We start from the raw sequence: 19,239 nt of genomic DNA, 5'->3' as shown, positions 1-19,239 counted from the left end.
TTTATTCCGCTTCCTGACCTGCGATGTGCATATACTCGTCGTACGTGCAGCGGCGGTCGATGATGCCGTCAGGCGTGATCTCAATGATGCGGTTGGCGACCGTCTGCGTGAGCTGGTGGTCGTGGCTCGTGAAGATGATATTGTAGGGGAAGGCGGCCATGCCGTTGTTGAGCGCCGCGATACTCTCCAGATCGAGATGGTTCGTCGGCTGGTCGAACACGAGGAAGTTGGCCCCCGAGAGCATCATCTTCGAGATCATGCAGCGCACTTTCTCGCCGCCGGACAAAACTTTGACCTGCTTATAGACATCATCGCCGGAAAACAACATCCGGCCGAGGAACGTGCGCAGGTAGCTCTCGCGCTTATCGGTGGAGAACTGGCGCATCCAGTCGATGAGGTCATAGTCGCAGTTTTCAAAATAGCTGTTGTGATCCTTGGGGAAGTAGGCCTGCGTGGTCGAGACGCCCCACTTGACTGTGCCCTCGTCCGGCTCTTCATCGCCCATGAGGATCTTGAAGAGCATCGTCACGGCGAGCTCGTTCTTGCCGAGAATGGCGATCTTGTCCTCCTTGCCGACGATGAAGCTCACGTGGTTGAGCAGCTTTTCGCCGTCGACGGTCTTGCTGATATCCGTCACGAACAGGCGATCCTTGCCGGGCTCACGCTCCGCCTTGAAGCCGACCCACGGATAGCGGCGGCTGGAGGCGGGCATGTCCTCAACGGAAATCTTTTCGAGCAGCTTGCGGCGGGATGTGGCCTGCCGGGACTTGGACTTGTTGGCGGAGAAGCGGGCGATAAAGGTCTGCAGCTCCTGGATCTTCTGCTCGGCGCGCTTGTTCTGATCCTTGACGAGCTTCTGCATGAGCTGGCTGGATTCGTACCAGAAGTCGTAGTTGCCGACGTACATTTTGATCTTGCCGTAGTCGATATCGACGATGTGCGTACAGACGTTATTGAGGAAATAGCGGTCATGCGACACGACGAGCACCGTGCCGTCGTAATCCATCAGGAAATCTTCCAGCCAGACGACGCTCGCAAGGTCGAGATTGTTCGTCGGCTCGTCGAGCAGGATAATGTCCGGGTGGCCGAAGAGCGCCTGCGCCAGCAGGACTTTCACCTTCAGGCGCGGATCCATGTCGGACATCATCGTCTCGTGATGCTCCGGCGCGACGCCGAGCCCCTGCAGGATGCGGGATGCATCCGACTCCGCCTCCCAGCCGCCGAGATCGGAAAACTCCTCCTCGAGCTCGGAGGCGCGGATGCCGTCCTCGTCCGTCATCTCGTCCTTGGCGTAGATGGCGTCTTTCTCCTTGCCACAGTCATACAGACGCTGGTTGCCCATGATGACCGTGTCCATGACGGTATAGGCATCGTACATCGTCTGATCCTGCTTGAGGACGGACATTCTGGCCTTGGGGTCAATATAGACGCTGCCGGTGCTCGGCTCGAGCTGACCGGAGAGGATCTTCAGGAACGTGGATTTGCCGGCGCCGTTGGCGCCGATGATGCCATAGCAGTTGCCGGGGGTAAACTGCAGGTTCACCTTGGAAAACAGCGGGGCTCCGCTGTACTGCAGCGAGAGGTCATCAACAGTGATCATTTTGGAAACTCCTTCGTAACAATAGATAGTAAATTAGTTTATCATATTTTCCCGCGCTTGAACAGCACAAATAAACAGAGTCGGCGATTTTCCGCCGACTCTGCGTTTCGTTTATTCTGTAAGCACCTTTTTCAGCCGTGCATAGCGGGGAAGGCCATTTTCCAGCGGGATCTCCGGCACACCCTGAATGAGCGGCAGGGCATAGTCGATAAAGTCCTGCGTGACGTTGTTGCCCTCCGGCACGATCCATTCCACCGGGACTTTCTTTTCATAGTTTGCGACATCGGAGAGCGGAATGAGCTTCATGCGGCAGGCATACTGACCGCCTGCCATGACGCGCTCAAACGCGACCATCTTGCCGGTCTCGCCGGAGAGCGCCGCCTCGACAGCCATCTTACCGGCGGCAAACGCTTCGTCGATATCCGTCTGAGAGGCAAGATGCGCGCCCGCGCGCTGCAGCAGCGACAGTTCAATGCCACGCACCTTGGCGTGTTCGTGTTCTTTGATCACCTGCGCCAGACGCGCCGCCAGACCGCCGAGCTGCGCATGGCCGAAGCCGTCGGTCGCGGAGGCCTTGGCCTCGGAAACGAATGAGCCGTCCGCGTAGTGGATGCCCTCGGAAACAGCGATGAGAACGTTATTTTTCTCCTCGTAGATGCGGTGCACATCCGCAAGGAACTGCTCCATGTCAAAATCGACTTCCGGCAGATAGATCAGATCCGGACCGGAGCCGCAGGCCGATGCCAGCGCGGCGCTGCCGGCCAGCCACCCGGCGTGGCGGCCCATGATCTCCATGACCGTGATCGTGCCGGTGTCATATACACGGCAGTCCTTGGACACTTCCATGCAGGAGGTCGCTATGTACTTGGCGGCGCTCGCAAAGCCGGGGCAGTGATCGGTGCCGAAGAGGTCGTTGTCGATAGTCTTGGGCACGCCCATCACGCGGCAGTCCCAATCGTGCGCCTGCATATAGCGGCTGATCTTGTTGCAGGTATCCATGGAGTCGTTGCCGCCGTTATAGAAGAAGTAGCGCACGTTGTATTTCCGGAAGATCTCCAGAATACGACGGTAATCCGTATCGTCCGTGTCCGGGTCTGCCATTTTGTAGCGGCAGGAGCCCAGCTCCGACGACGGCGTGTGCAGCAGCAGGCGGAGCTCGTCCGGATCCTCCTGAGCGATATCATACAGGCGGTCATCCAGAACGCCGCGGATGCCATGGGCCGCACCGTAAACGTTGGTAATGGCATCGGATTCCAACGCAGTCTTGAGCACTCCGTAGGCGCTGGCATTGATGACTGCAGTCGGCCCGCCGGACTGCCCAAAGATACACGCGCCTTTTAATTCACCGGACATAACGTACCTCCATAAATTCAAAGAATTGATAGATTTTACTGAAACATTGAATTCCACTATTGATATTATCTAAAAACATGTGTAAAATAAATTGAACCGATGATTTGTTTTGCATCATATTGACATTCTACATAATATATGAAAGTGAGTTGACTTGTCAATGTCGATTGTAACTTCTCAGGAAATGTTTGCAAAAGCTTATGCAGGCGGCTATGCCATTGGCGCCTTCAACGTGAACAATATGGAGATCATTCAGGGCATCACGGAGGCTGCCAAGGAGTGCAACGCGCCGGTGATCCTGCAGGTATCTTCCGGCGCGCGCAAGTATGCCAACCGTACGTACCTGGTCAAGCTGGTGGAAGCCGCCGTGATCGAAACCGGCCTGCCGATCTGTCTCCATCTGGACCACGGGGACTCGTTTGAGCTGTGCAAGGCCTGTGTCGATGACGGCTTTTCTTCTGTCATGATCGACGCTTCCTCCAAGCCGTTTGAGGAAAATGTCGCGCTGACGCGCCAGGTCGTGGAATATGCGCACGCACACGGCGCCGTCGTGGAGGCAGAGCTCGGCACGCTGGCCGGCATTGAGGACGATGTCAAGGTCAAGGCCGAGGATTCGTCCTATACGCGCCCGGAGGATGTGCAGGAATTCGTCGAGCGCACCGGCTGCGATTCGCTTGCGATCGCCATCGGCACGAGCCACGGCGCTTACAAGTTCAAGCCCGGCACGAAGCCGCAGCTCCGTTTCGATATTCTTGAGGAAGTCTCCGAGCGGCTGCCCGGTTTCCCGATCGTGCTGCACGGCTCGTCGTCCGTGCCGCAGGAATACGTACAGATGATCAACGAGTTCGGCGGCGCTATGCCCGGTGCGATCGGTGTGCCGGAGGATCAGCTGCGTCAGGCAGCGCGCCTGGCCGTGTGCAAGATCAATATTGACTCTGACCTGCGTCTGGCCATGACCGGCACGATCCGCAAGTATCTTGCCGAGCACCCGGCAGAGTTTGACCCGAGAAAGTACCTCGGCCCCGCGCGGGAAAACATCAAGCAGCTTGTCAAGCACAAGATCGTCGATGTGCTCGGCTGCGACGGAAAAGCCTGAGCTGCTGTCTGTATACGGCTCAGTCAGAACAGGGGGAACTCCCATGAATTTTCAGGAACTTCTGATGCGGCTGTCTGCGAGCTGTTTTGCTGCCGACCGGCCGGATTATGATTGGAAAACGCTGCGCCTGTTTCCGGAAACGGGACTGTATCTTGTGCTGATCGTGCGTCTTGCTGCGGCGCTGATACTGTGCGTCATCGGCGCACTGGTGCACAACACGGTGGTGCAGTATATCCTTTTGGCTTTGTCCGCGCTCGCCGCCGGGTATGACTACCTTGCATCTGCGATCGCCTGCATTCTGGACCGGCAGGTGTTCCGGCCCGCGGTGATCGTGATCGTGTGCGTGATCGGTACGATGGCGGTCGGGCAGCCGGTGGATGCCGCCGTTTTCCTGCTCGTGTACCGGGTCATGTCGATACTGATCGCGGTCGTTACGGTGCATGCGCAGAAAACGCTGGAAGCCGCCGTCGGCGGGGAGATCCATTCTCCGGCTGAATTCGCCGCCCCGAAGTGGATCGGCTATCTTGCACCGGCCGGTCTGTGCATTGCGGTGCTGGTGGCCGTGCTGGAGATCGTGCTCAAGGTCGCAACGGTTTCCCGGGCAATTCATGCCGCCATGATCGTCCTCTTTCTTTCCACCCCGTGTGCGCTGCTGATTTCTGTGCCGCTGGTGTGGTACAGTGCCGTCAACGGTGCATACCGCTGCGACGTGCTGTTTCGCAGCTGCCGCAGCATGCGCGCGCTCAACGCCGTGCGTGCGGTTGCAGTCGATGAAGGGAAAGGGGACAGCCAGCTTCCGAAGGTGATCAGCGTGAAATCCAGTCAGCTGACGCCGGAGGCCCTGCTGCAACTGGCGGCCAATGCGGAGTCCTGCTCGAACAGCCGCACGGCGCGCGCGATCTGCGCTGCCTACAGCGGCCCCATTCTCACGCAGTATCTCTCCCGCGCGGTGGATATTCCCGAGAGCGGCGTGGAGGTTTACATTGAATCGACCCGCGTTTGCGTCGGCACGCGTGAGCTGATGATCCTCAAGGGTGTGGACATCCCGGATGCAGACCTGACAGACGGCTATGTGGTCTATGTATCCGTTGGTGAGCAGTATGCAGGCAAGATCCTGCTGCAGGAAGTTGTGCAGTCGGACACGAAGCCCGCGCTCAAAGAGCTGCGTGCGCTGGGCGTGCACACGATCACGCTCTTCAGCAATGCCAGCAACGACTCCGTTGCAGAGAATGCAAAAGAGCTCAAGGCGGATCACCTCTATTGCAAGCGCAGCGGGGCGGAAAAGGAACAGATCCTGTCGCAGCAGGTGGAGAACCTGAGCGACGGGGAACTGCTGCTGTATTATGACCGCCGCTGCACGGCACATCCGGAGCACTCATCGGCAGATCTGGACGCCTGCGTGATCCCGGAGGAGAGCGACGAGCGGTTTGACGCCGATATCCTGCTCACAAGCCAGGATCCGTACCTGTTGCCGGAGGCGATCGAGACGGCCGGCTGGGTCGAGGGCATCTGCCGCGAGCATCTGGCGATCGGCGTGGTCGTGAAGGTCCTGCTGCTGGTGATGGCAGAGCTCGGCTATTGTACGCTGTGGTTCGCCGCCGTTTTGGACGGCGCTGCCGCGCTCGGCACGCTGCTGATGGCGATCCGTGCGTTCGGCTTCGATAAGCCGCATCATCGCGTCCGCGATTACCTGCCGAAGGTCAAATCCAAATAAGCAAGCAAAATCTCCGATCCCTGTTTTCAGGAATCGGAGATTTTTTTCGCCGTTTTCTCGTCAGGAGAGAATTCTCCCAGCGGATTTGCCGCTGCAGCCGTGCGCAGCTGATCGTTGTCTACGTGGGTGTAGATCTGCGTGGTGTTCAGGTGCTCATGGCCGAGCACCTCCTGCAGCGTGCGCACATCCACGCCGTTTTGCAGCATCAGTGTAGCGGCGGTATGCCGCAGTTTATGCGTGGAATACTGGCTGGCGTCCAGTCCCGCACGGGTCAGGTTTTTCTTAACCATGACCTGTACGGAATCGCAGCTGATGCGCGTGCGCCGGTTGGAGAGAAACATGGCCGTCGTGCGCGGCGGCGCGATTTCGCTGCGCACAGCCAGATAGCGGTCGAGCGCCTCGCGGCAGGCGTTGTTGAGGTAGACAACACGCTCTTTGCTGCCCTTGCCAAGGATGCGCAGGCTGTCGCCGTGGTCATCCTGCAGGTTCAAGCCGACCAGCTCCGAGATACGCAGACCGCAGTTGAGAAAAATACACAGAATGCAATAATCGCGCTCCTTGTTTTTCCCATCCACAACGGACAGCAGCCGCTTGCTTTCTTCCAGTGTGAGATAGTGGGGGAGGGTTTTTGGTATCTTCGGGGAGTCGAGATCCTGCACCGGGTTTTCCTCCAGCAGCTTCGCTTTCACGGTCAGGTATTTGAAGAAGCTGCGGATCGCGGCGATCTTGCGCGCACGCGAGCTGGCGCTCAAGCCGTATTCCGGCTCGTGCGCATTCGGCTGCCTGACGCGGTCGCGCGACAGATAGGCCAGAAAACTGTAAACCTCCGTGAGCGTTACGGCACGCAGGAAGGAAAGATCCACATCCGCAATGGAGATCTCGTCCAATTCCGCCGTGCGCGGCGCGAGCCCGCGGTCGAGCTTCAAAAATCGCAGAAACATCCGCAGGTCGAGATAATACTGGTCGACCGTCGCCTTGGAATGCCCGCAGATCGTTTCGTGATAAATCAAAAAGTCGCGCAGCACCTGCGGCGCATCTGAATAATCCATAGCCAACACCTCAAATTCTAATAAGAGCATACCAGAAGTAAGGGGCAGTGTCTATTGACGAAATCCACAAATAATTCGGCAAAATAAAAATTTTGCCGAATTCAGAGGAGGAGAAAACAGCCGAAAAGCACGATAAGCGTCTTTCGGCTGTTTTCTGCGCTATTTTCTCATTTTTTCATCGTGCGCTTTCTCGCAGCTGAAATCGAAAGATCTACGCACCGAACACAGCCTTGAGCGCTTCCCGGATGTTTTTGACCGGGATCGTCTGCAGGCCGTTTTGCTTCTGCACATCATCGCGCACGTGCGCCGGGATGATGCAGCGCCGGAATCCCAGCCGTGCGATCTCCGACAGGCGCTGATTCAAATGGCTCACGGAGCGGATCTCGCCGGACAGGCCGACCTCACCGACGGCGGCCAGATCGCTGCCGACCGGCAGATCCTTATAGCTCGATGCGATTGCCAGAATGACCGCCAGATCCGTGGCCGGCTCGTCCAGCCGCAGACCGCCGACGACGTTGATGTACGCATCGCAGCTCGACAGCGAAAAACCGGCACGCTTTTCCAGCACGGCCAGCAGCAGCATGGCGCGGTTATAGTCGATGCCGTTGGCGTTCCGGCGCGCGCCGCTGTAGCCCGACGGCGTGACTAGAGCCTGCACCTCGGCCAGCACCGTGCGCGACCCCTCCATGACGCCGACGACGCAAGTGCCCGGCGTGTTGGTCGGACGTCCGGACAGTAACATTTCCGATGGGTTTGTTACCTCTCGAAGCCCGGAATCTTCCATTTCGAAGACGCCGATCTCGTTGGTTGACCCGAATCTGTTTTTTGCCGCGCGCAAAATGCGGTACGACATACTCTGATCGCCCTCGAAGTACAGCACGCAGTCGACCATGTGCTCGAGCACCTTCGGGCCGGCGATGCTGCCCTCCTTGTTGATGTGGCCGACAACGAATGCCGTATAGCCGCTGTCCTTGGCCGAGCGCATGATGCGCATCGTGCACTCGCGCACCTGACTGATGCTGCCGGGCGTCGAGGCCGTCTCGGCGTCGTACATAGTCTGAATGGAATCTACGATCAGGACGGTCGGCTGCAGGTCGTCGATCGTGGCGAGAACGGTGTTCAGGTCCGTTTCCGCCAGCACATAGATGCTGCCGTGATCAACGCCGAGGCGCTGCGCGCGCATTTTCAGCTGGCGCTGGCTCTCTTCGCCGGAGACGTAAAGGATCGTTTCCTGCTCGCTGATGCGGCCGCAGAGCTGCAGCAGCAGCGTGGATTTGCCAATGCCGGGCGCGCCGCCGACCAGAACCAGCGAGCCGCGCACGGCGCCGCCGCCGAGCACGCGGTCAAATTCCCCGATCCCGGTGGAAAATCGCAGTTCTTCCTCGGCGTCCAGTTCCGAGATCAGTTTTGGCTGTGCGATACGTTTTGCGCGCGTGCCGAGAGACATTTTGGGTTCTTTCGGCGCCTCGACCAGCGTGTTCCATGCGCCGCATGCCGGGCACTGCCCCATCCATTTTGCCGTCTCATTGCCGCATTCGGAGCAATAAAAAACGGTTTTTGTACTCGATTTTGCTTTCATGTAACCATTCCTGTTTGCGGCAGAGACTGCCGGTATTGTAAGTAGGACGCGATGATCACGGCCGCCAGTTTGGTCTGGTAGCCGCCGTCCTTGAGCTTTGTACACTCGGATTCATTGGATAAAAAGCCGCACTCGACCAGCACTGCGGGACATTTCACTTCCCGCATCAGGTAGATCTTCTCCGAGATCGGCGCCGCGACGCGCCGGTTTTGCGGGTCAAGATATGCAACGAGATTGTCATGGATCTGTGTGCCGAGCGCTTCGCTGCCGTCGCTCGCCGCATACAGTACCTGCGCGCCTGACGGTTTGCGATCCGGATAGCAGTTCTGGTGGATGCTGATGAGCACGGCGTTATCCGTTTTTCGGATCAGTTCTGCGCGCTGGTGCTGGTCGGCTTTCTTTCGCTCGGCGATCGTGGTGGCATTGTCCGGATATGCAATATCCGGGCTGTCGCGTGTCATGACGACTTCAATGCCGGTCAGCTCCGCGATCGCGCGTGCGCGCAGCGCGATCTGCAGGTTAATATCCGCCTCGACCGTCCCATTTGGTGCCACTGCCCCGCCGTCCTCCCCGCCATGACCGGCGTCAAGGATCAGGACCCGCTTTGGATCGGTCCAGTTTGCGGCTGCTTCCGCGCGCCGGAGCTGCCAGTCGGCGGCAAACCAGCCGCCGAACACCACGATCAACGCCAGCAGCACGACCAGGATCCGCTGATAGAGTAACTTTGTCACGGCGCTCCCCCCTCTTGCTATGGTATGCGGCGGGAACGGACGCTTATGACATGCTCTCAGGATACCATTTTGTGCCCGGCGCGTCAACCAAAGCACAGAAAAAGAAGCGCGCGGTCGAACCGCGCGCCTCTCAATATTGTGAGTTACTGAAGCTGCTTCAGGAAGCCTTCCAGACGATCCATGCCGGTCTCGATGTTTTCCGTCGAGATCGCATAGCTCAGGCGCACAAAATTCGGTGCGCCGAAGCCGCTGCCCGGCACGACCGCGACCAGGCTCTTTTCCAGCAGCAGCTTTGCAAAATCATCACCGCTGCCGATGACCTGACCGTCGATCTGCTTGCCGAGGATCTGCTCGAGATTCATCATGACGTAGAACGCGCCGCTCGGCTTCAGGCAGCTGACACCGGGCATGGCGTTGATGCGGCGCACGATCAGGTCGCGGCGCTGCTCAAACACCTTACGCATCTGCTCCGCCTCGTCCTGCGGGCCGGAGAGCGCCTCGATGGCCGCACACTGGCACATCGTGCCCGGTGCACCGGTCGAGTGGCTGAGGTAATTGGTCATAGCCTTGGCCACCAGCGCCGGAGACAGAGAATAGCCGATACGCCAGCCGGTCATGGCATAGGTCTTGGAGACGCCGTTGATGAGGATCGTGTGTGCCTTGATCTCGTCACTGAGCGCGGCGACGCTGGTGAACGGCACGCCGTCATAGACGAGCTTATCATAGATCTCATCCGAGATGATATACAGGTCGTGCTTGACGCAGACATCGGCGACAGCCTTGAGCGCCTCTTTCGGATAGACAGCGCCGGTCGGGTTGGAGGGGTTATTGAGAATGATGGCCTTCGTCTTGTCTGTGATGGCGTGCTCGAGCTGCTCCGGCGTGAGCTGGAAGCCCTGCTCCTCACTGACATTGACGACCACAGGCACACCGCCGAACAGGCGCACCATCTCATAATAGCTGACCCAGTACGGGGCCGGGACGATGACTTCGTCGCCCGGGTCGACCAGAGCGGCCAGCGCAATGTAGACCATATGCTTGGCGCCGCTGGCGACAACTGCCTGCGTGGGCTCGTATTCCAGACCGTAATCCGCCTTGGCGCGGTCACAGATCGCCTGACGCAGCTCGATCATGCCGGCCGCCGGGGTGTAGCGCGTTTTTCCGTCGCAGATCGCGCGCACACCGGCATAACTGATGCGGTCGGGCGTGGCAAAATCGGGCTCACCGGCGCCGAAGCCGATAACGTCCTTCCCTTCTGCTTTCATCTTCTTGGCCAGAGCGCTGACGGCCAGCGTTGCGGACGGGCTCACGCCGGCAGCAATTTTGGAAAGTGCCTTCATAAACATCCCTCGTTTTCTTTAGAATTCTTGCCCATAGTTTACCACAGCATTGTGAAGAAAACAACGCAAACCTTACACAAAACACCAGCCGGAATCCGCGTCATTTTTGCCGGTTTGAGAAAAAATCTACTGCACCGTCCGCCGATATACACAAAGACGCAGCGTGATACAGCAGACAACGATAATGATCTGTGGTTGTGTGCTGACGGTTGTACGCATCATAATGACCACTTATCCATCTTTCTGGATTACTCGTGCATGCTTTGAATGCGGAAGATATTCAATTTGTATGTATTCTCCTGCGTCTATCTCACCATGGAAAAGGTACACTCTAAACTCCGTTTCATCTTCTACATTTTGTACTCTCACCAAAGGAGGTAAAACAGCCTCATTCTCTTTACTGTAGTCATACCCGCTTACAATAATAACTGTCGCACGCTCTTCCGTTCCCGTCAGTAGACGTGGAATATCCAGCGTAAATGGAAGCGTGTAAGTGATGACCAAGAAAGCCAACCCCGCAGTTATAATCACCTTCGCTATCAAATCGTAAGTCTTCCAATGCTTTGGCCTGTCTTTAATCTTCCACGCGAAAATACTGCTTTCTTTTTTTAGAACAAATTGCATACCCTTAATCGCCATTATTACAATTAAGGCTTGAATCAAGAGTAAATAAAAAATCCATGCTGGTTTGCTTCTGATAATTGAATCAATATTATATTGCATCACGTTCACCATGGGCGAATCCCGCGCCATGCACTCATGTGCACACCGCCTACGACGAGAGAGAAAAAGCCTTTCCGCATTACACGACTAGACATACGTTTAGCCTGATGCCTTTTGATCTTTGTAAGGCCAGCCCTGAAGACTGCATTAAGAGGTCGAGCCGTCGTTGTAGATCATGGCGAACGGCTGGTTGCCGTCGTCATACACGAACTCGAGAGACTTCCATGACCACAGTTTACCATTGCATCAGTGCAAATTCAAGAATCATCATGATTCTTGATTTCAAGACACAAATCCTGAAATCAAGGACAGGGACAACATAAACAGGCATCCGGCAAAACGCCGGATGCCTGTTATAACGATTTGCTATTCTCAAAAAAAGCGTCTGCAAGCCGGTTCCCGGACACCAGACAGAGCTCCTGTCACAAAATAATACAGATCAGTGTTCCGCTGCCCTCATTGACCACGCGCTGCAAAGTTTCCTGGAGCTTTCCGACCGCTTTCGTCGGCAGGCAGCTGAGCTTTTCCTCCACGCCCTCCTGTGCGATCGTGTAGATCGGCTTGCCGAAAATATTGGACTGCCAGAGCTGCTCGACATCCCCGTCAAAGCCCTGCAGCAGGAAGCCGAGGATCTCGCTCGATGCGTTCTCTCCGCCGATCTCCGGCGAGACCTCTGTCTCGATCGTAGTCTGGAACATGTGAATGGCTTTTGCGCTGGCCTTGAGCCGGACGCCGTAGCGCCCGCCTTTGCGGACGATCTCCGGCTCTGCAAGCTGCAGATCACCGGCCGACGGCATGACGACCCCGTAGCCCTTGCTGCGCACGTCCTCCAGTGCGCCGCGGATGTGCTGATAGTCAGCCTGGATACGCCCCATTTCCGCCAGAAACGAGATGAGCTCCCCATCACTGCGCAGGGAAACGCCCGCCTGTTCGCTGATGATGCTGTAGTACAGCGCGCGCGGAAATGTGAGCACGTAACAAACGGCCCCGGTGTCCACAGAGACGTTTTCCACGTCCGCCGCTTCCAATAGTTCGCTGTCTGCGAGCACTTGCGCCGCGCGCCGTGCGTCACGCAGGCGGTGCAGTGACGGCATCTGTTCGCGCAGCAGTGCATAGAGCTGCTGCTTTGTCTCATTTTCGGGTGCCAGGACGTCCATCCACTCCGGCATACGGAAGCAAGCCTCTGTGACCGGGAATTCATACAATACCGAGCGCAGGATCTCCAGAATATCCTGCTCCGTCAGCTCCAGACAGTTGACCGGCAGGCAGGCGGCATCGTACTGCTCGCGCAGCTGAGCCGCCAATGTCTGTGCGGCCTCCCCCGCCGGATCGGCCGTGTTGAGCAGGATGAGAAACGGCTTGCCGATGTCCTGCAGCTCTGCAACGATGCGCGCTTCTGCCGCGGCATAGTCCTCCCGCGCGAGCTCGGTCACGCTGCCGTCGGTCGTGACGACAATGCCGATCGTCGAGTGCTCGCGGATAACTTTGCGCGTTCCCTCTTCCGCCGCCACGCGCATGGGGATCTCGTGATCGTACCACGGCGTTGTGACCAGACGCTCTTCCCCGTTTTCGTACTGACCGTTTGCGCCGGGGATCATATATCCAACGCTGTCGATCAGCCGCACGGAGGCGCGCACGGAAGCATCCAGCTCGATCGAGACGGCATCCTCCGGGACAAACTTCGGCTCAGCTGTCATGATCGTCCGGCCGGATCCGCTTTGCGGCAGCTCGTCGCGCGCACGCTCCCGCACGTAATCATCGGAAATATTCGGAAGCACGAGCGTTTCCATGAAGCGTTTGATGAAGGTCGATTTCCCGGTGCGTACCGGGCCGACAACGCCGATGTAAATATTCCCGCCGGTACGGGCGGCAATGTCTGCGTAAATTGAAGAATTGTCCATTCTGTCGTCCTCTCCTCATCAGTCTTACCAAAACTGTATGAGGTCCGGGACGAGAATATGCCGCCGGCAGCGTGCCGGCGGCATACGTTATGGACAATATGTCTGTGCGGTCTGATGGAGCACCTGACTGACGGTGAATGTAACATCCGGGAACTGCCGCTGAAGTTTCTCCTGCAGGACCGGGATGACCACATTTTCCGTGCAGAAGTGATCGGCGTCGATCAGGTTGATGCCAAGCTCCTTTGCCGCGAGGAAGCGGTTGTACTTCACGTCTGCCGTCACGAAGGTGTCGCAGCCCTTCGCAGCCGCCAGATCCAGCATATTCCCGCCGGAGCCGCCGCAAACCGCGATTCTTTCCACTGGCAGGCCACCGTCCACATACCGCAGCCCGTTGACGTGCAAACGTCCGGCAACATAGGGCAGAAATTCCGCCATGGTCATGGGGTTCGGAAGCTTCCCTACACGTCCGCAGGTAAGCGTGCGCCCGTCGGCCGCCGTACCGGCCGGCTCCAGGCCGCCCGTGACCTCCGCGCCCAGCGCCGCCATGAGCGCATCATTGACGCCGCCGTCGGCAATGTCCAGATTCGTGTGCATACAGATGGCTGAAATGCCGTGCCGCGCCATGGTCAGCACCTTGCGTCCGGCGAGATCATCCGTCGTCGCGTGCCGCAGCGGCGTAAAGATGAGCGGGTGGTGCGAAACAATGAGCTGCGCGCGCAGCTCGATCGCTTCTGCAATCACGGCGTCTGTGATGTCCAGCGCCAGCAGCGCATTTTTTACCGCAGTTCCGCCGTCACCGACCAGAAAACCGGCGTTATCAAAATCCATCTGATACCGCACCGGCGCGATCTCATTTAAGAAAGCGTAGATGTCATTGATAATTACCATGTCTGTACCTCCTTCAGGCAGGTTTGCAGCTGCGAGAGCCGCGCGTCGATCGCTGCCAGTTCCGCCGCCGGCGTTTGCTTTGCAAGCGCCATGCCGGCGCGTGCGCGCGTTTGCCGCCGGATCTCTTCTGTGAGGTGCTCCGGCAGCAGCGGATCGCGGCGGCGAAGCAGCAGCCGCTCCACCGTGTATGTCTGCCCGGCCGGCTGTCCAAGCACGCGCAGGGCAAGATAGCGCTTGCCGGCATCGCGGCAGAGGGCTGCGTCCTCGATCGTAAAACCGTTGTGCCAGAGCCAGTCCGTCAGTTCCTGCACTTTGCTCTGCGGCTGCAAAACGAGCCGTTTTCCCTGCCGCAGCCACGGTGTGGCCGTCAGGATCGCACAGATCGTTTCCCCGCCCATGCCGGCAATGGTGATGACATCCGCTGCCTGCGCGTCCGGAAATTGCAGACCGTCCGCCTGCACGAACCGAACGCGCTCCTCCAAGTCGTAAGCGGCGGCGGACTTCCGCGCATTGGCAAGCGGACCGACATGGATGTCGGCCGCGATGGCCGTTTGAACGACTCCATTTTGCAGCAGCCAGACCGGCAAATATCCGTGATCTGTACCGATATCCGCAGCGCAGGCGCACGGCGGCACGAAGTCCGCGACCATTTGCAGCCGCGGTGATAGACGAATGGAATCCATACATACTCCTTCGGAAACGCCAAAAGCCGGCGTACCGCCGGCTTTTGATCCATGTCTGTATCTTACAGGCTCTCCAGATAGGTGCGCAGCTGCTCGAGGAACTCGTCCGGATCCACGTCGTGTGCAAGGCAAGCCTGCTCCAGCGTCTCGCCACTGGCCATGGCGCAGCCGAGGCAGTGCATGCCGATGTTCTGGAACACGGGCATGGCCTCCGGCGCATTGGACAGGATCTCCGAAATCATCGTATCTCTGGAAATTTCAAACATAATCTTTTTACCTCCGGTAGTTTGCTTGTGAGAAAATGATTGGGTCGCACGAAGCGCCCCAATCATTTTAACCAGTTTATCTGCTGATTAGTGCTGCTCTCTCATCTTCGCGAAGCACTCGCTGCAGTAGACAGGACGGTCAGACTTCGGCTCAAACGGAACTCTGGCCTCGCCGCCGCAGGCAGCGCAGGTAGCAGTGAAGAACTCGCGGGGACCGCGGGCGGCGTTCTTGCGCGCGTCACGGCAGGCCTTGCAGCGCTGGGGCTCATTCTGGAAGCCCTTTTCCGCATAGAATTCCTGCTCACCGGCGGTGAAAACGAACTCTGCGCCGCACTCTTTGCACTTCAACGTTTTGTCTTCGAACATGATAAATCCTCTCTTTTGAAAAACTTGCCTCTCGGCTATATTGCGTTCAGCTCTTGCTGAAGTCGCTGAAATTGGGGAGCCGCGCCAGTTTGCGGCGGATCCGCTGCACGGCATTGTCAATGGATTTTTCGGGTTTGTTCGTCTCGGCCGCCATCTCGGCATAGGAAAGGCCGGACAGATACAGCCGAAGCACCCGCGCTTCAAACGCTGACAAATACCGGGTAAATGCGGACAATAGCTCTTGTTCACTCTCTCTGGCCAGAACCTGCTCCTCAGTAACACGACAATTTGCTTCCGGATAGCTGGACGCCTGGGTCTGTGATTCTTCTGAGAGGATGCTGTCTAGGGAAATGCCGCTGTTGAGCGGAGAATGCTTCTGTCTGGAAGCGGACTTGATGGCACTGTAAATGCGGTTGCTGATACAAACCTCTGCAAACGCTTTGAAAGGCACATTGGATGCCGGGTCATACTGCCGGATGGCAGAGAGCAGGCCAAGCATTCCTTCCTGAATGAGATCCTCGCTGTCACCGCCGATGAGAAAAAGCGGCCGCGCGCAAATGCGCACCAGGCGGCTGTAGCGCTCTGCGAGGGCTTCCTCCGCGTCGGCATTCCCGGCACTCACCAGTGCCAGCAGCTCTGCATCAGACAGTTTGGAATCATCCATCATAACCTTCAAAACTCCAATACCACTCAAAACAAATTATAACTAAAAACGTTGAAAAGTCAATACATTTTTGTACAAAATGCACGTTTCGATGACATTCAGCGCTTTTTTCAGAGATCTATCTCCTGCTGGCCGATGTATTCCAGGCCAAGATGCTCATAAGCACGGCGTGTGACGCAGCGGCCGCGGGGCGTGCGCGTCAAAAAGCCCTGCTGCAGCAGATACGGCTCATAGACGTCCTCGAGCGTCACGGCCTCTTCGCCAATCGTCGCCGCGAGCGTTTCCAGGCCGACCGGCCCGCCGTGATAGAATTCGATGATACTGCGCAGCATCCGCCGGTCCGTCGCATCGAGGCCCATCTCGTCCACTTCCAGGCGCAGCAGCGCGGCGTTGGCGACCTCTTTGGTGATGACGCCGTCGGCGCGCACCTGCGCATAGTCGCGCACGCGCTTGAGCAGACGGTTGGCAATGCGCGGCGTGCCGCGCGAGCGCGAGGCGATCTCATACGCGCCGGCACTGTCGATCTCCACCTTGAGGATACCGGCGCTGCGCTCTACGATCTTCTGCAGCTCGGCCGGGCTGTAGAGCTCCAGACGCAGATTGACGCCGAAGCGGTCGCGCAGCGGAGCGGTCAGCTGTCCGGCGCGCGTGGTCGCTCCGATGAGCGTAAAGCGCGGCAGATCCAGCCGGATCGAATTGGCCGACGGCCCTTTGCCGATGATGATGTCGATCGCGTAGTCCTCCATGGCGGGGTAAAGGATCTCCTCGACTGCGCGGTTGAGGCGGTGAATCTCGTCCACGAAGAGAATATCATGTTCCTGCAAGTTGGTCAGCAGCGCCGCCAGATCGCCGGCCTTTTCGATCGCCGGGCCAGAGGTGATGCGCATGTTCACGCCCATCTCGTTTGCGATGACGGCGGCCATCGTCGTCTTGCCAAGCCCCGGAGGGCCGTAGAGCAGCACGTGGTCGAGCGGCTCGCCGCGCAGGCGCGCCGCGTCGATGCAGACCTGCAGGTTCTCTTTCGCTTTTTCCTGACCGGTATAATCCTTCAGCAGCCGCGGGCGCAGAGAGCCCTCGCCGGAATCCTCCGGAAGCACGCAGGAAGAGGTGACGACCTCCTGCTGGGCGTCCTCGGAAAAACTGATACTCATATACGCTCCCTCCCCTGCTTACTGCTGCATCATGGCGCGCAGCGCGGCCTTGATGATCTGATCCGCGCTCATGCCCTCAATGGACGGCAGCGTGCGCAGCGCCGCATTGATCTCCGGCATGCTGTAACCGAGCACGGACAGGCCGGCGATCGCATCGCTGCGCGCGGCCGAGGCCGCGTCCGATGCGGGCACCGCCGGCGTCAGATCCGCAAAGTCCACGCTTGCGCTCTCCTTGGCCATCTTGTCCTTGAGTTCGAGCAGGATGCGCTGCGCAATGCGCTTGCCGATGCCGGGCGCACTCGTGAGCGCCTTTTCATCGCCGTTGAGCACCGCCAATGCCAGTCCGTCCGGCGTGTTGGATGAAAGGATGGACAGCGCTGCCTTCGGTCCAACGCCGGAGATGCCGAGCAGCAACTCAAAGCAGTGCTTTTCGCTCTTGCTGGCAAAGCCGTAGAGATCATGTGCATCTTCGCGGATGCACTCATACGTATAGAGCTTGGCGCGCTCGCCCGTTCTGACGCTGCTGATCGTGTTCAGGCTGGCGTTGAGCGCATAGCCCACGCCGCCGCACTCCAGCACGACCAGATTCGGTTCGATATCGGTAACGACTCCGTTTATATGGTAGAACATGGATCAAATCTCTCCTGTTGATGGATCAAAGATGTGGCGCTGCGCGCATGGCAGAGCGCGATAGCGACGGCGTCCGCCGCGTCGTCCGGCTTCGGCACGGCCTGCAGGGACAGGATGCGACGCACCATGTCCATGACCTGCTTTTTGTCCGCACGGCCATAACCGACGACCGCCTGCTTGACCTGCAGCGGCGTGTATTCATAGATCTGCAGCCCGGCCTGATAGCCTGAGAGCAGGATGATGCCGCGGCCATGGGCAACAGCGATGCCGGTCGTGATATTCGTATTGAAAAACAGCTCCTCGACCGCCATCACTTCCGGGTGAAACTGCGCGATGAGTTCATTCAGGTCGCGGTAGATCTGGTCGAGCCTGCTGGACAGCTGCGTTTTGGCCGGCGTCGTGATCACGCCGCAGGTCAGCAGTCGCTGGCTGCGCTTTTCCGCGTCCAGCACCGCGAAGCCGACCGTGGCAATGCCGGGGTCAACGCCCAGGATCCGCATATGCATCACTCCAATTAAATAAATATAGCATATTTTCGCCCCGTAGGCAACTGCCGGGAAAAGAAAAAGCGCCCCGAGTCGTTTCGGAGCGCTTGAAAACACGTATGTCACGCACGCGGGTGCGCTTTGTTGTAGACATCCTTGAGCTGCTTGCTGACAAGGTGCGAATAGATCTGCGTCGAGGAGATGTCCGCATGGCCGAGCATTTCCTGAATGGCGTGGATATCCGCGCCGTTTTCCAGCAGATGCGCAGCGAAGGAATGGCGCAGCGTGTGCGGTGTGATCGTCTTTTCGATGCCGGCCTTGGTCTGATAGTTCTTGATGAGCTTCCAGAAGCCCTGACGCGACATCCGTTCCCCGCTGACGTTGACGAACAGCGCCTGTTCATCCGGCGCTGCGATCATCTGCGGGCGGATGAAGTTGATGTACTCCGTGAGCGCACGGACAGCCGCCGGATACATGGGGATCATGCGCGCTTTATCGCGGCCCTGGCAGCGGATAACACCGGCGGACAGATTTACATCCGTAATGTTGAGCGAGATCAGTTCACTGACACGGATACCGGTCGCATACAGCAGCTCGAGCATGGCGCGGTCACGGTAGCCCTTGGCGTCCGTGCACTCCGGCTGCGCCAGCAGCAGCTCGACCTCTTTGCTCGAGAGGATCTGCGGCAGCTTCTGCTTGGCCTTGTCCGGTACGAGCTTGCCGGTCGGATTGTGCTGCACATAGTGATTGTTGAGCAGGAACCCATAGAAATTTTTCAGCGATGCGATCGCCCGGGAAACCGTGGCAACGGACTTGCCGTTACTGCGCATCCAGTCGATGTATTCACACAGCTCTTCCTCTTCCGCGGAGCCAAGATCGGCATCCGTGTGTGCGTGCAGATATTCGCTGAGTTGGCGGATATCCCGCAGATATGAGGAAATCGTATTTTGCGACGAGCGCTTGACATCGCGCAGGTAGGACTCGAACAATTCCATTCCGTCGGAATCCCGCATGACGACT

General features: G+C 58.2%; 19 protein-coding genes. 2 read left to right on the top strand and 17 right to left on the bottom strand.

Going from position 1 to position 19,239, the window contains the following annotated elements; all coding sequences use genetic code 11:
• Position 1: 1 nt before the first annotated feature.
• On the bottom strand, positions 2–1,600 hold the full coding sequence (locus OGM61_07485; GenBank protein ID UYI83697.1) for an ATP-binding cassette domain-containing protein: 1,599 nt from the start codon (positions 1,598–1,600) through the stop codon (positions 2–4).
• Positions 1,601–1,711: 111 nt separating this feature from the next.
• The gene (locus OGM61_07480; protein ID UYI83696.1) at positions 1,712–2,953 is read right to left on the bottom strand and encodes a 6-phosphofructokinase; all 1,242 of its coding nucleotides are present in this window, start codon (positions 2,951–2,953) and stop codon (positions 1,712–1,714) included.
• 160 nt (positions 2,954–3,113) lie between these two features.
• Between OGM61_07480 and fba the strand changes: the two genes are divergently transcribed.
• Complete coding sequence (fba, locus tag OGM61_07475; GenBank protein UYI83695.1) at positions 3,114–4,049, top strand: class II fructose-1,6-bisphosphate aldolase; 936 nt, start codon at positions 3,114–3,116, stop codon at positions 4,047–4,049.
• A gap of 43 nt (positions 4,050–4,092) precedes the next feature.
• Positions 4,093–5,763 carry a hypothetical protein gene (locus OGM61_07470; protein ID UYI83694.1) on the top strand — a complete coding sequence of 557 codons (1,671 nt, stop codon included), beginning with the start codon at positions 4,093–4,095 and terminating at the stop codon, positions 5,761–5,763.
• 26 nt (positions 5,764–5,789) lie between these two features.
• On the opposite strand, the gene OGM61_07465 is transcribed toward OGM61_07470, so the two are convergent.
• From OGM61_07465 to xerD, 15 genes are all read right to left on the bottom strand, one after another.
• A complete protein-coding gene (locus OGM61_07465; protein UYI83693.1) occupies positions 5,790–6,812 on the bottom strand; it encodes a tyrosine recombinase XerC in 1,023 nt (340 codons plus the stop codon).
• A gap of 211 nt (positions 6,813–7,023) precedes the next feature.
• Positions 7,024–8,391 carry a DNA repair protein RadA gene (gene radA / locus OGM61_07460; GenBank protein UYI83692.1) on the bottom strand — a complete coding sequence of 456 codons (1,368 nt, stop codon included), beginning with the start codon at positions 8,389–8,391 and terminating at the stop codon, positions 7,024–7,026.
• Complete coding sequence (locus OGM61_07455; GenBank protein UYI83691.1) at positions 8,388–9,122, bottom strand: N-acetylmuramoyl-L-alanine amidase; 735 nt, start codon at positions 9,120–9,122, stop codon at positions 8,388–8,390. The genes radA and OGM61_07455 overlap by 4 nt, the downstream gene beginning before the upstream one ends.
• Before the next feature lie 143 nt (positions 9,123–9,265).
• Complete coding sequence (locus OGM61_07450) at positions 9,266–10,462, bottom strand: pyridoxal phosphate-dependent aminotransferase (GenBank protein UYI83690.1); 1,197 nt, start codon at positions 10,460–10,462, stop codon at positions 9,266–9,268.
• A 231-nt stretch (positions 10,463–10,693) separates the two neighbouring features.
• Entirely contained in the window at positions 10,694–11,197 is a 504-nt protein-coding gene (locus tag OGM61_07445; protein ID UYI83689.1) for a hypothetical protein, read from the bottom strand.
• Positions 11,198–11,607: 410 nt separating this feature from the next.
• Positions 11,608–13,086, bottom strand: coding sequence for a stage IV sporulation protein A (spoIVA, locus tag OGM61_07440; GenBank protein ID UYI83688.1), 1,479 nt, complete (start codon positions 13,084–13,086; stop codon positions 11,608–11,610).
• 87 nt (positions 13,087–13,173) lie between these two features.
• Positions 13,174–13,974: a Nif3-like dinuclear metal center hexameric protein gene (locus tag OGM61_07435; protein ID UYI83687.1), complete on the bottom strand. Its 801-nt coding sequence runs from the start codon at positions 13,972–13,974 to the stop codon at positions 13,174–13,176.
• Entirely contained in the window at positions 13,968–14,657 is a 690-nt protein-coding gene (locus tag OGM61_07430; protein UYI83686.1) for a class I SAM-dependent methyltransferase, read from the bottom strand. Before OGM61_07430 ends, OGM61_07435 begins: the two co-directional genes overlap by 7 nt.
• A 62-nt stretch (positions 14,658–14,719) precedes the next feature.
• Positions 14,720–14,923, bottom strand: coding sequence for a DUF1858 domain-containing protein (locus tag OGM61_07425; protein ID UYI83685.1), 204 nt, complete (start codon positions 14,921–14,923; stop codon positions 14,720–14,722).
• Positions 14,924–15,010: 87 nt separating this feature from the next.
• Positions 15,011–15,289 (bottom strand): zinc-ribbon domain containing protein, encoded by a 279-nt coding sequence (locus OGM61_07420; protein UYI83684.1) that lies wholly within the window; start codon positions 15,287–15,289, stop codon positions 15,011–15,013.
• Between the two features lie 46 nt (positions 15,290–15,335).
• Complete coding sequence (locus tag OGM61_07415; protein ID UYI83683.1) at positions 15,336–15,956, bottom strand: sigma-70 family RNA polymerase sigma factor; 621 nt, start codon at positions 15,954–15,956, stop codon at positions 15,336–15,338.
• A 107-nt stretch (positions 15,957–16,063) separates the two neighbouring features.
• Positions 16,064–17,104, bottom strand: coding sequence for a Holliday junction branch migration DNA helicase RuvB (gene ruvB, locus OGM61_07410; GenBank protein ID UYI83682.1), 1,041 nt, complete (start codon positions 17,102–17,104; stop codon positions 16,064–16,066).
• Between the two features lie 18 nt (positions 17,105–17,122).
• A complete protein-coding gene (ruvA, locus tag OGM61_07405; GenBank protein ID UYI83681.1) occupies positions 17,123–17,734 on the bottom strand; it encodes a Holliday junction branch migration protein RuvA in 612 nt (203 codons plus the stop codon).
• Positions 17,719–18,234 (bottom strand): crossover junction endodeoxyribonuclease RuvC, encoded by a 516-nt coding sequence (ruvC, locus tag OGM61_07400; protein UYI85575.1) that lies wholly within the window; start codon positions 18,232–18,234, stop codon positions 17,719–17,721. Before ruvC ends, ruvA begins: the two co-directional genes overlap by 16 nt.
• Before the next feature lie 107 nt (positions 18,235–18,341).
• Positions 18,342–19,214 (bottom strand): site-specific tyrosine recombinase XerD, encoded by an 873-nt coding sequence (xerD, locus tag OGM61_07395; protein ID UYI83680.1) that lies wholly within the window; start codon positions 19,212–19,214, stop codon positions 18,342–18,344.
• Positions 19,215–19,239: the final 25 nt, after the last annotated feature.

This window comes from Clostridiales bacterium (assembly GCA_025757645.1).
In the GTDB taxonomy this organism is placed as follows: Bacteria; Bacillota; Clostridia; order Oscillospirales; family Oscillospiraceae; genus CAG-103.
This window is presented reverse-complemented; position numbering and strand designations above follow the sequence as displayed.

Coding starts and splice junctions, on each gene's coding strand:
- OGM61_07485 (UYI83697.1), bottom strand. CDS start 1,600: ATGATCACTGTTGATGACCTCTCGCTGCAGTACAGCGGAGCCCCGCTG.
- OGM61_07480 (UYI83696.1), bottom strand. CDS start 2,953: ATGTCCGGTGAATTAAAAGGCGCGTGTATCTTTGGGCAGTCCGGCGGG.
- fba (UYI83695.1), top strand. CDS start 3,114: ATGTCGATTGTAACTTCTCAGGAAATGTTTGCAAAAGCTTATGCAGGC.
- OGM61_07470 (UYI83694.1), top strand. CDS start 4,093: ATGAATTTTCAGGAACTTCTGATGCGGCTGTCTGCGAGCTGTTTTGCT.
- OGM61_07465 (UYI83693.1), bottom strand. CDS start 6,812: ATGGATTATTCAGATGCGCCGCAGGTGCTGCGCGACTTTTTGATTTAT.
- radA (UYI83692.1), bottom strand. CDS start 8,391: ATGAAAGCAAAATCGAGTACAAAAACCGTTTTTTATTGCTCCGAATGC.
- OGM61_07450 (UYI83690.1), bottom strand. CDS start 10,462: ATGAAGGCACTTTCCAAAATTGCTGCCGGCGTGAGCCCGTCCGCAACG.
- OGM61_07445 (UYI83689.1), bottom strand. CDS start 11,197: ATGGTGAACGTGATGCAATATAATATTGATTCAATTATCAGAAGCAAA.
- spoIVA (UYI83688.1), bottom strand. CDS start 13,086: ATGGACAATTCTTCAATTTACGCAGACATTGCCGCCCGTACCGGCGGG.
- OGM61_07435 (UYI83687.1), bottom strand. CDS start 13,974: ATGGTAATTATCAATGACATCTACGCTTTCTTAAATGAGATCGCGCCG.
- OGM61_07430 (UYI83686.1), bottom strand. CDS start 14,657: ATGGATTCCATTCGTCTATCACCGCGGCTGCAAATGGTCGCGGACTTC.
- OGM61_07425 (UYI83685.1), bottom strand. CDS start 14,923: ATGTTTGAAATTTCCAGAGATACGATGATTTCGGAGATCCTGTCCAAT.
- OGM61_07420 (UYI83684.1), bottom strand. CDS start 15,289: ATGTTCGAAGACAAAACGTTGAAGTGCAAAGAGTGCGGCGCAGAGTTC.
- OGM61_07415 (UYI83683.1), bottom strand. CDS start 15,956: ATGATGGATGATTCCAAACTGTCTGATGCAGAGCTGCTGGCACTGGTG.
- ruvB (UYI83682.1), bottom strand. CDS start 17,104: ATGAGTATCAGTTTTTCCGAGGACGCCCAGCAGGAGGTCGTCACCTCT.
- ruvA (UYI83681.1), bottom strand. CDS start 17,734: ATGTTCTACCATATAAACGGAGTCGTTACCGATATCGAACCGAATCTG.
- ruvC (UYI85575.1), bottom strand. CDS start 18,234: ATGCGGATCCTGGGCGTTGACCCCGGCATTGCCACGGTCGGCTTCGCG.
- xerD (UYI83680.1), bottom strand. CDS start 19,214: ATGGAATTGTTCGAGTCCTACCTGCGCGATGTCAAGCGCTCGTCGCAA.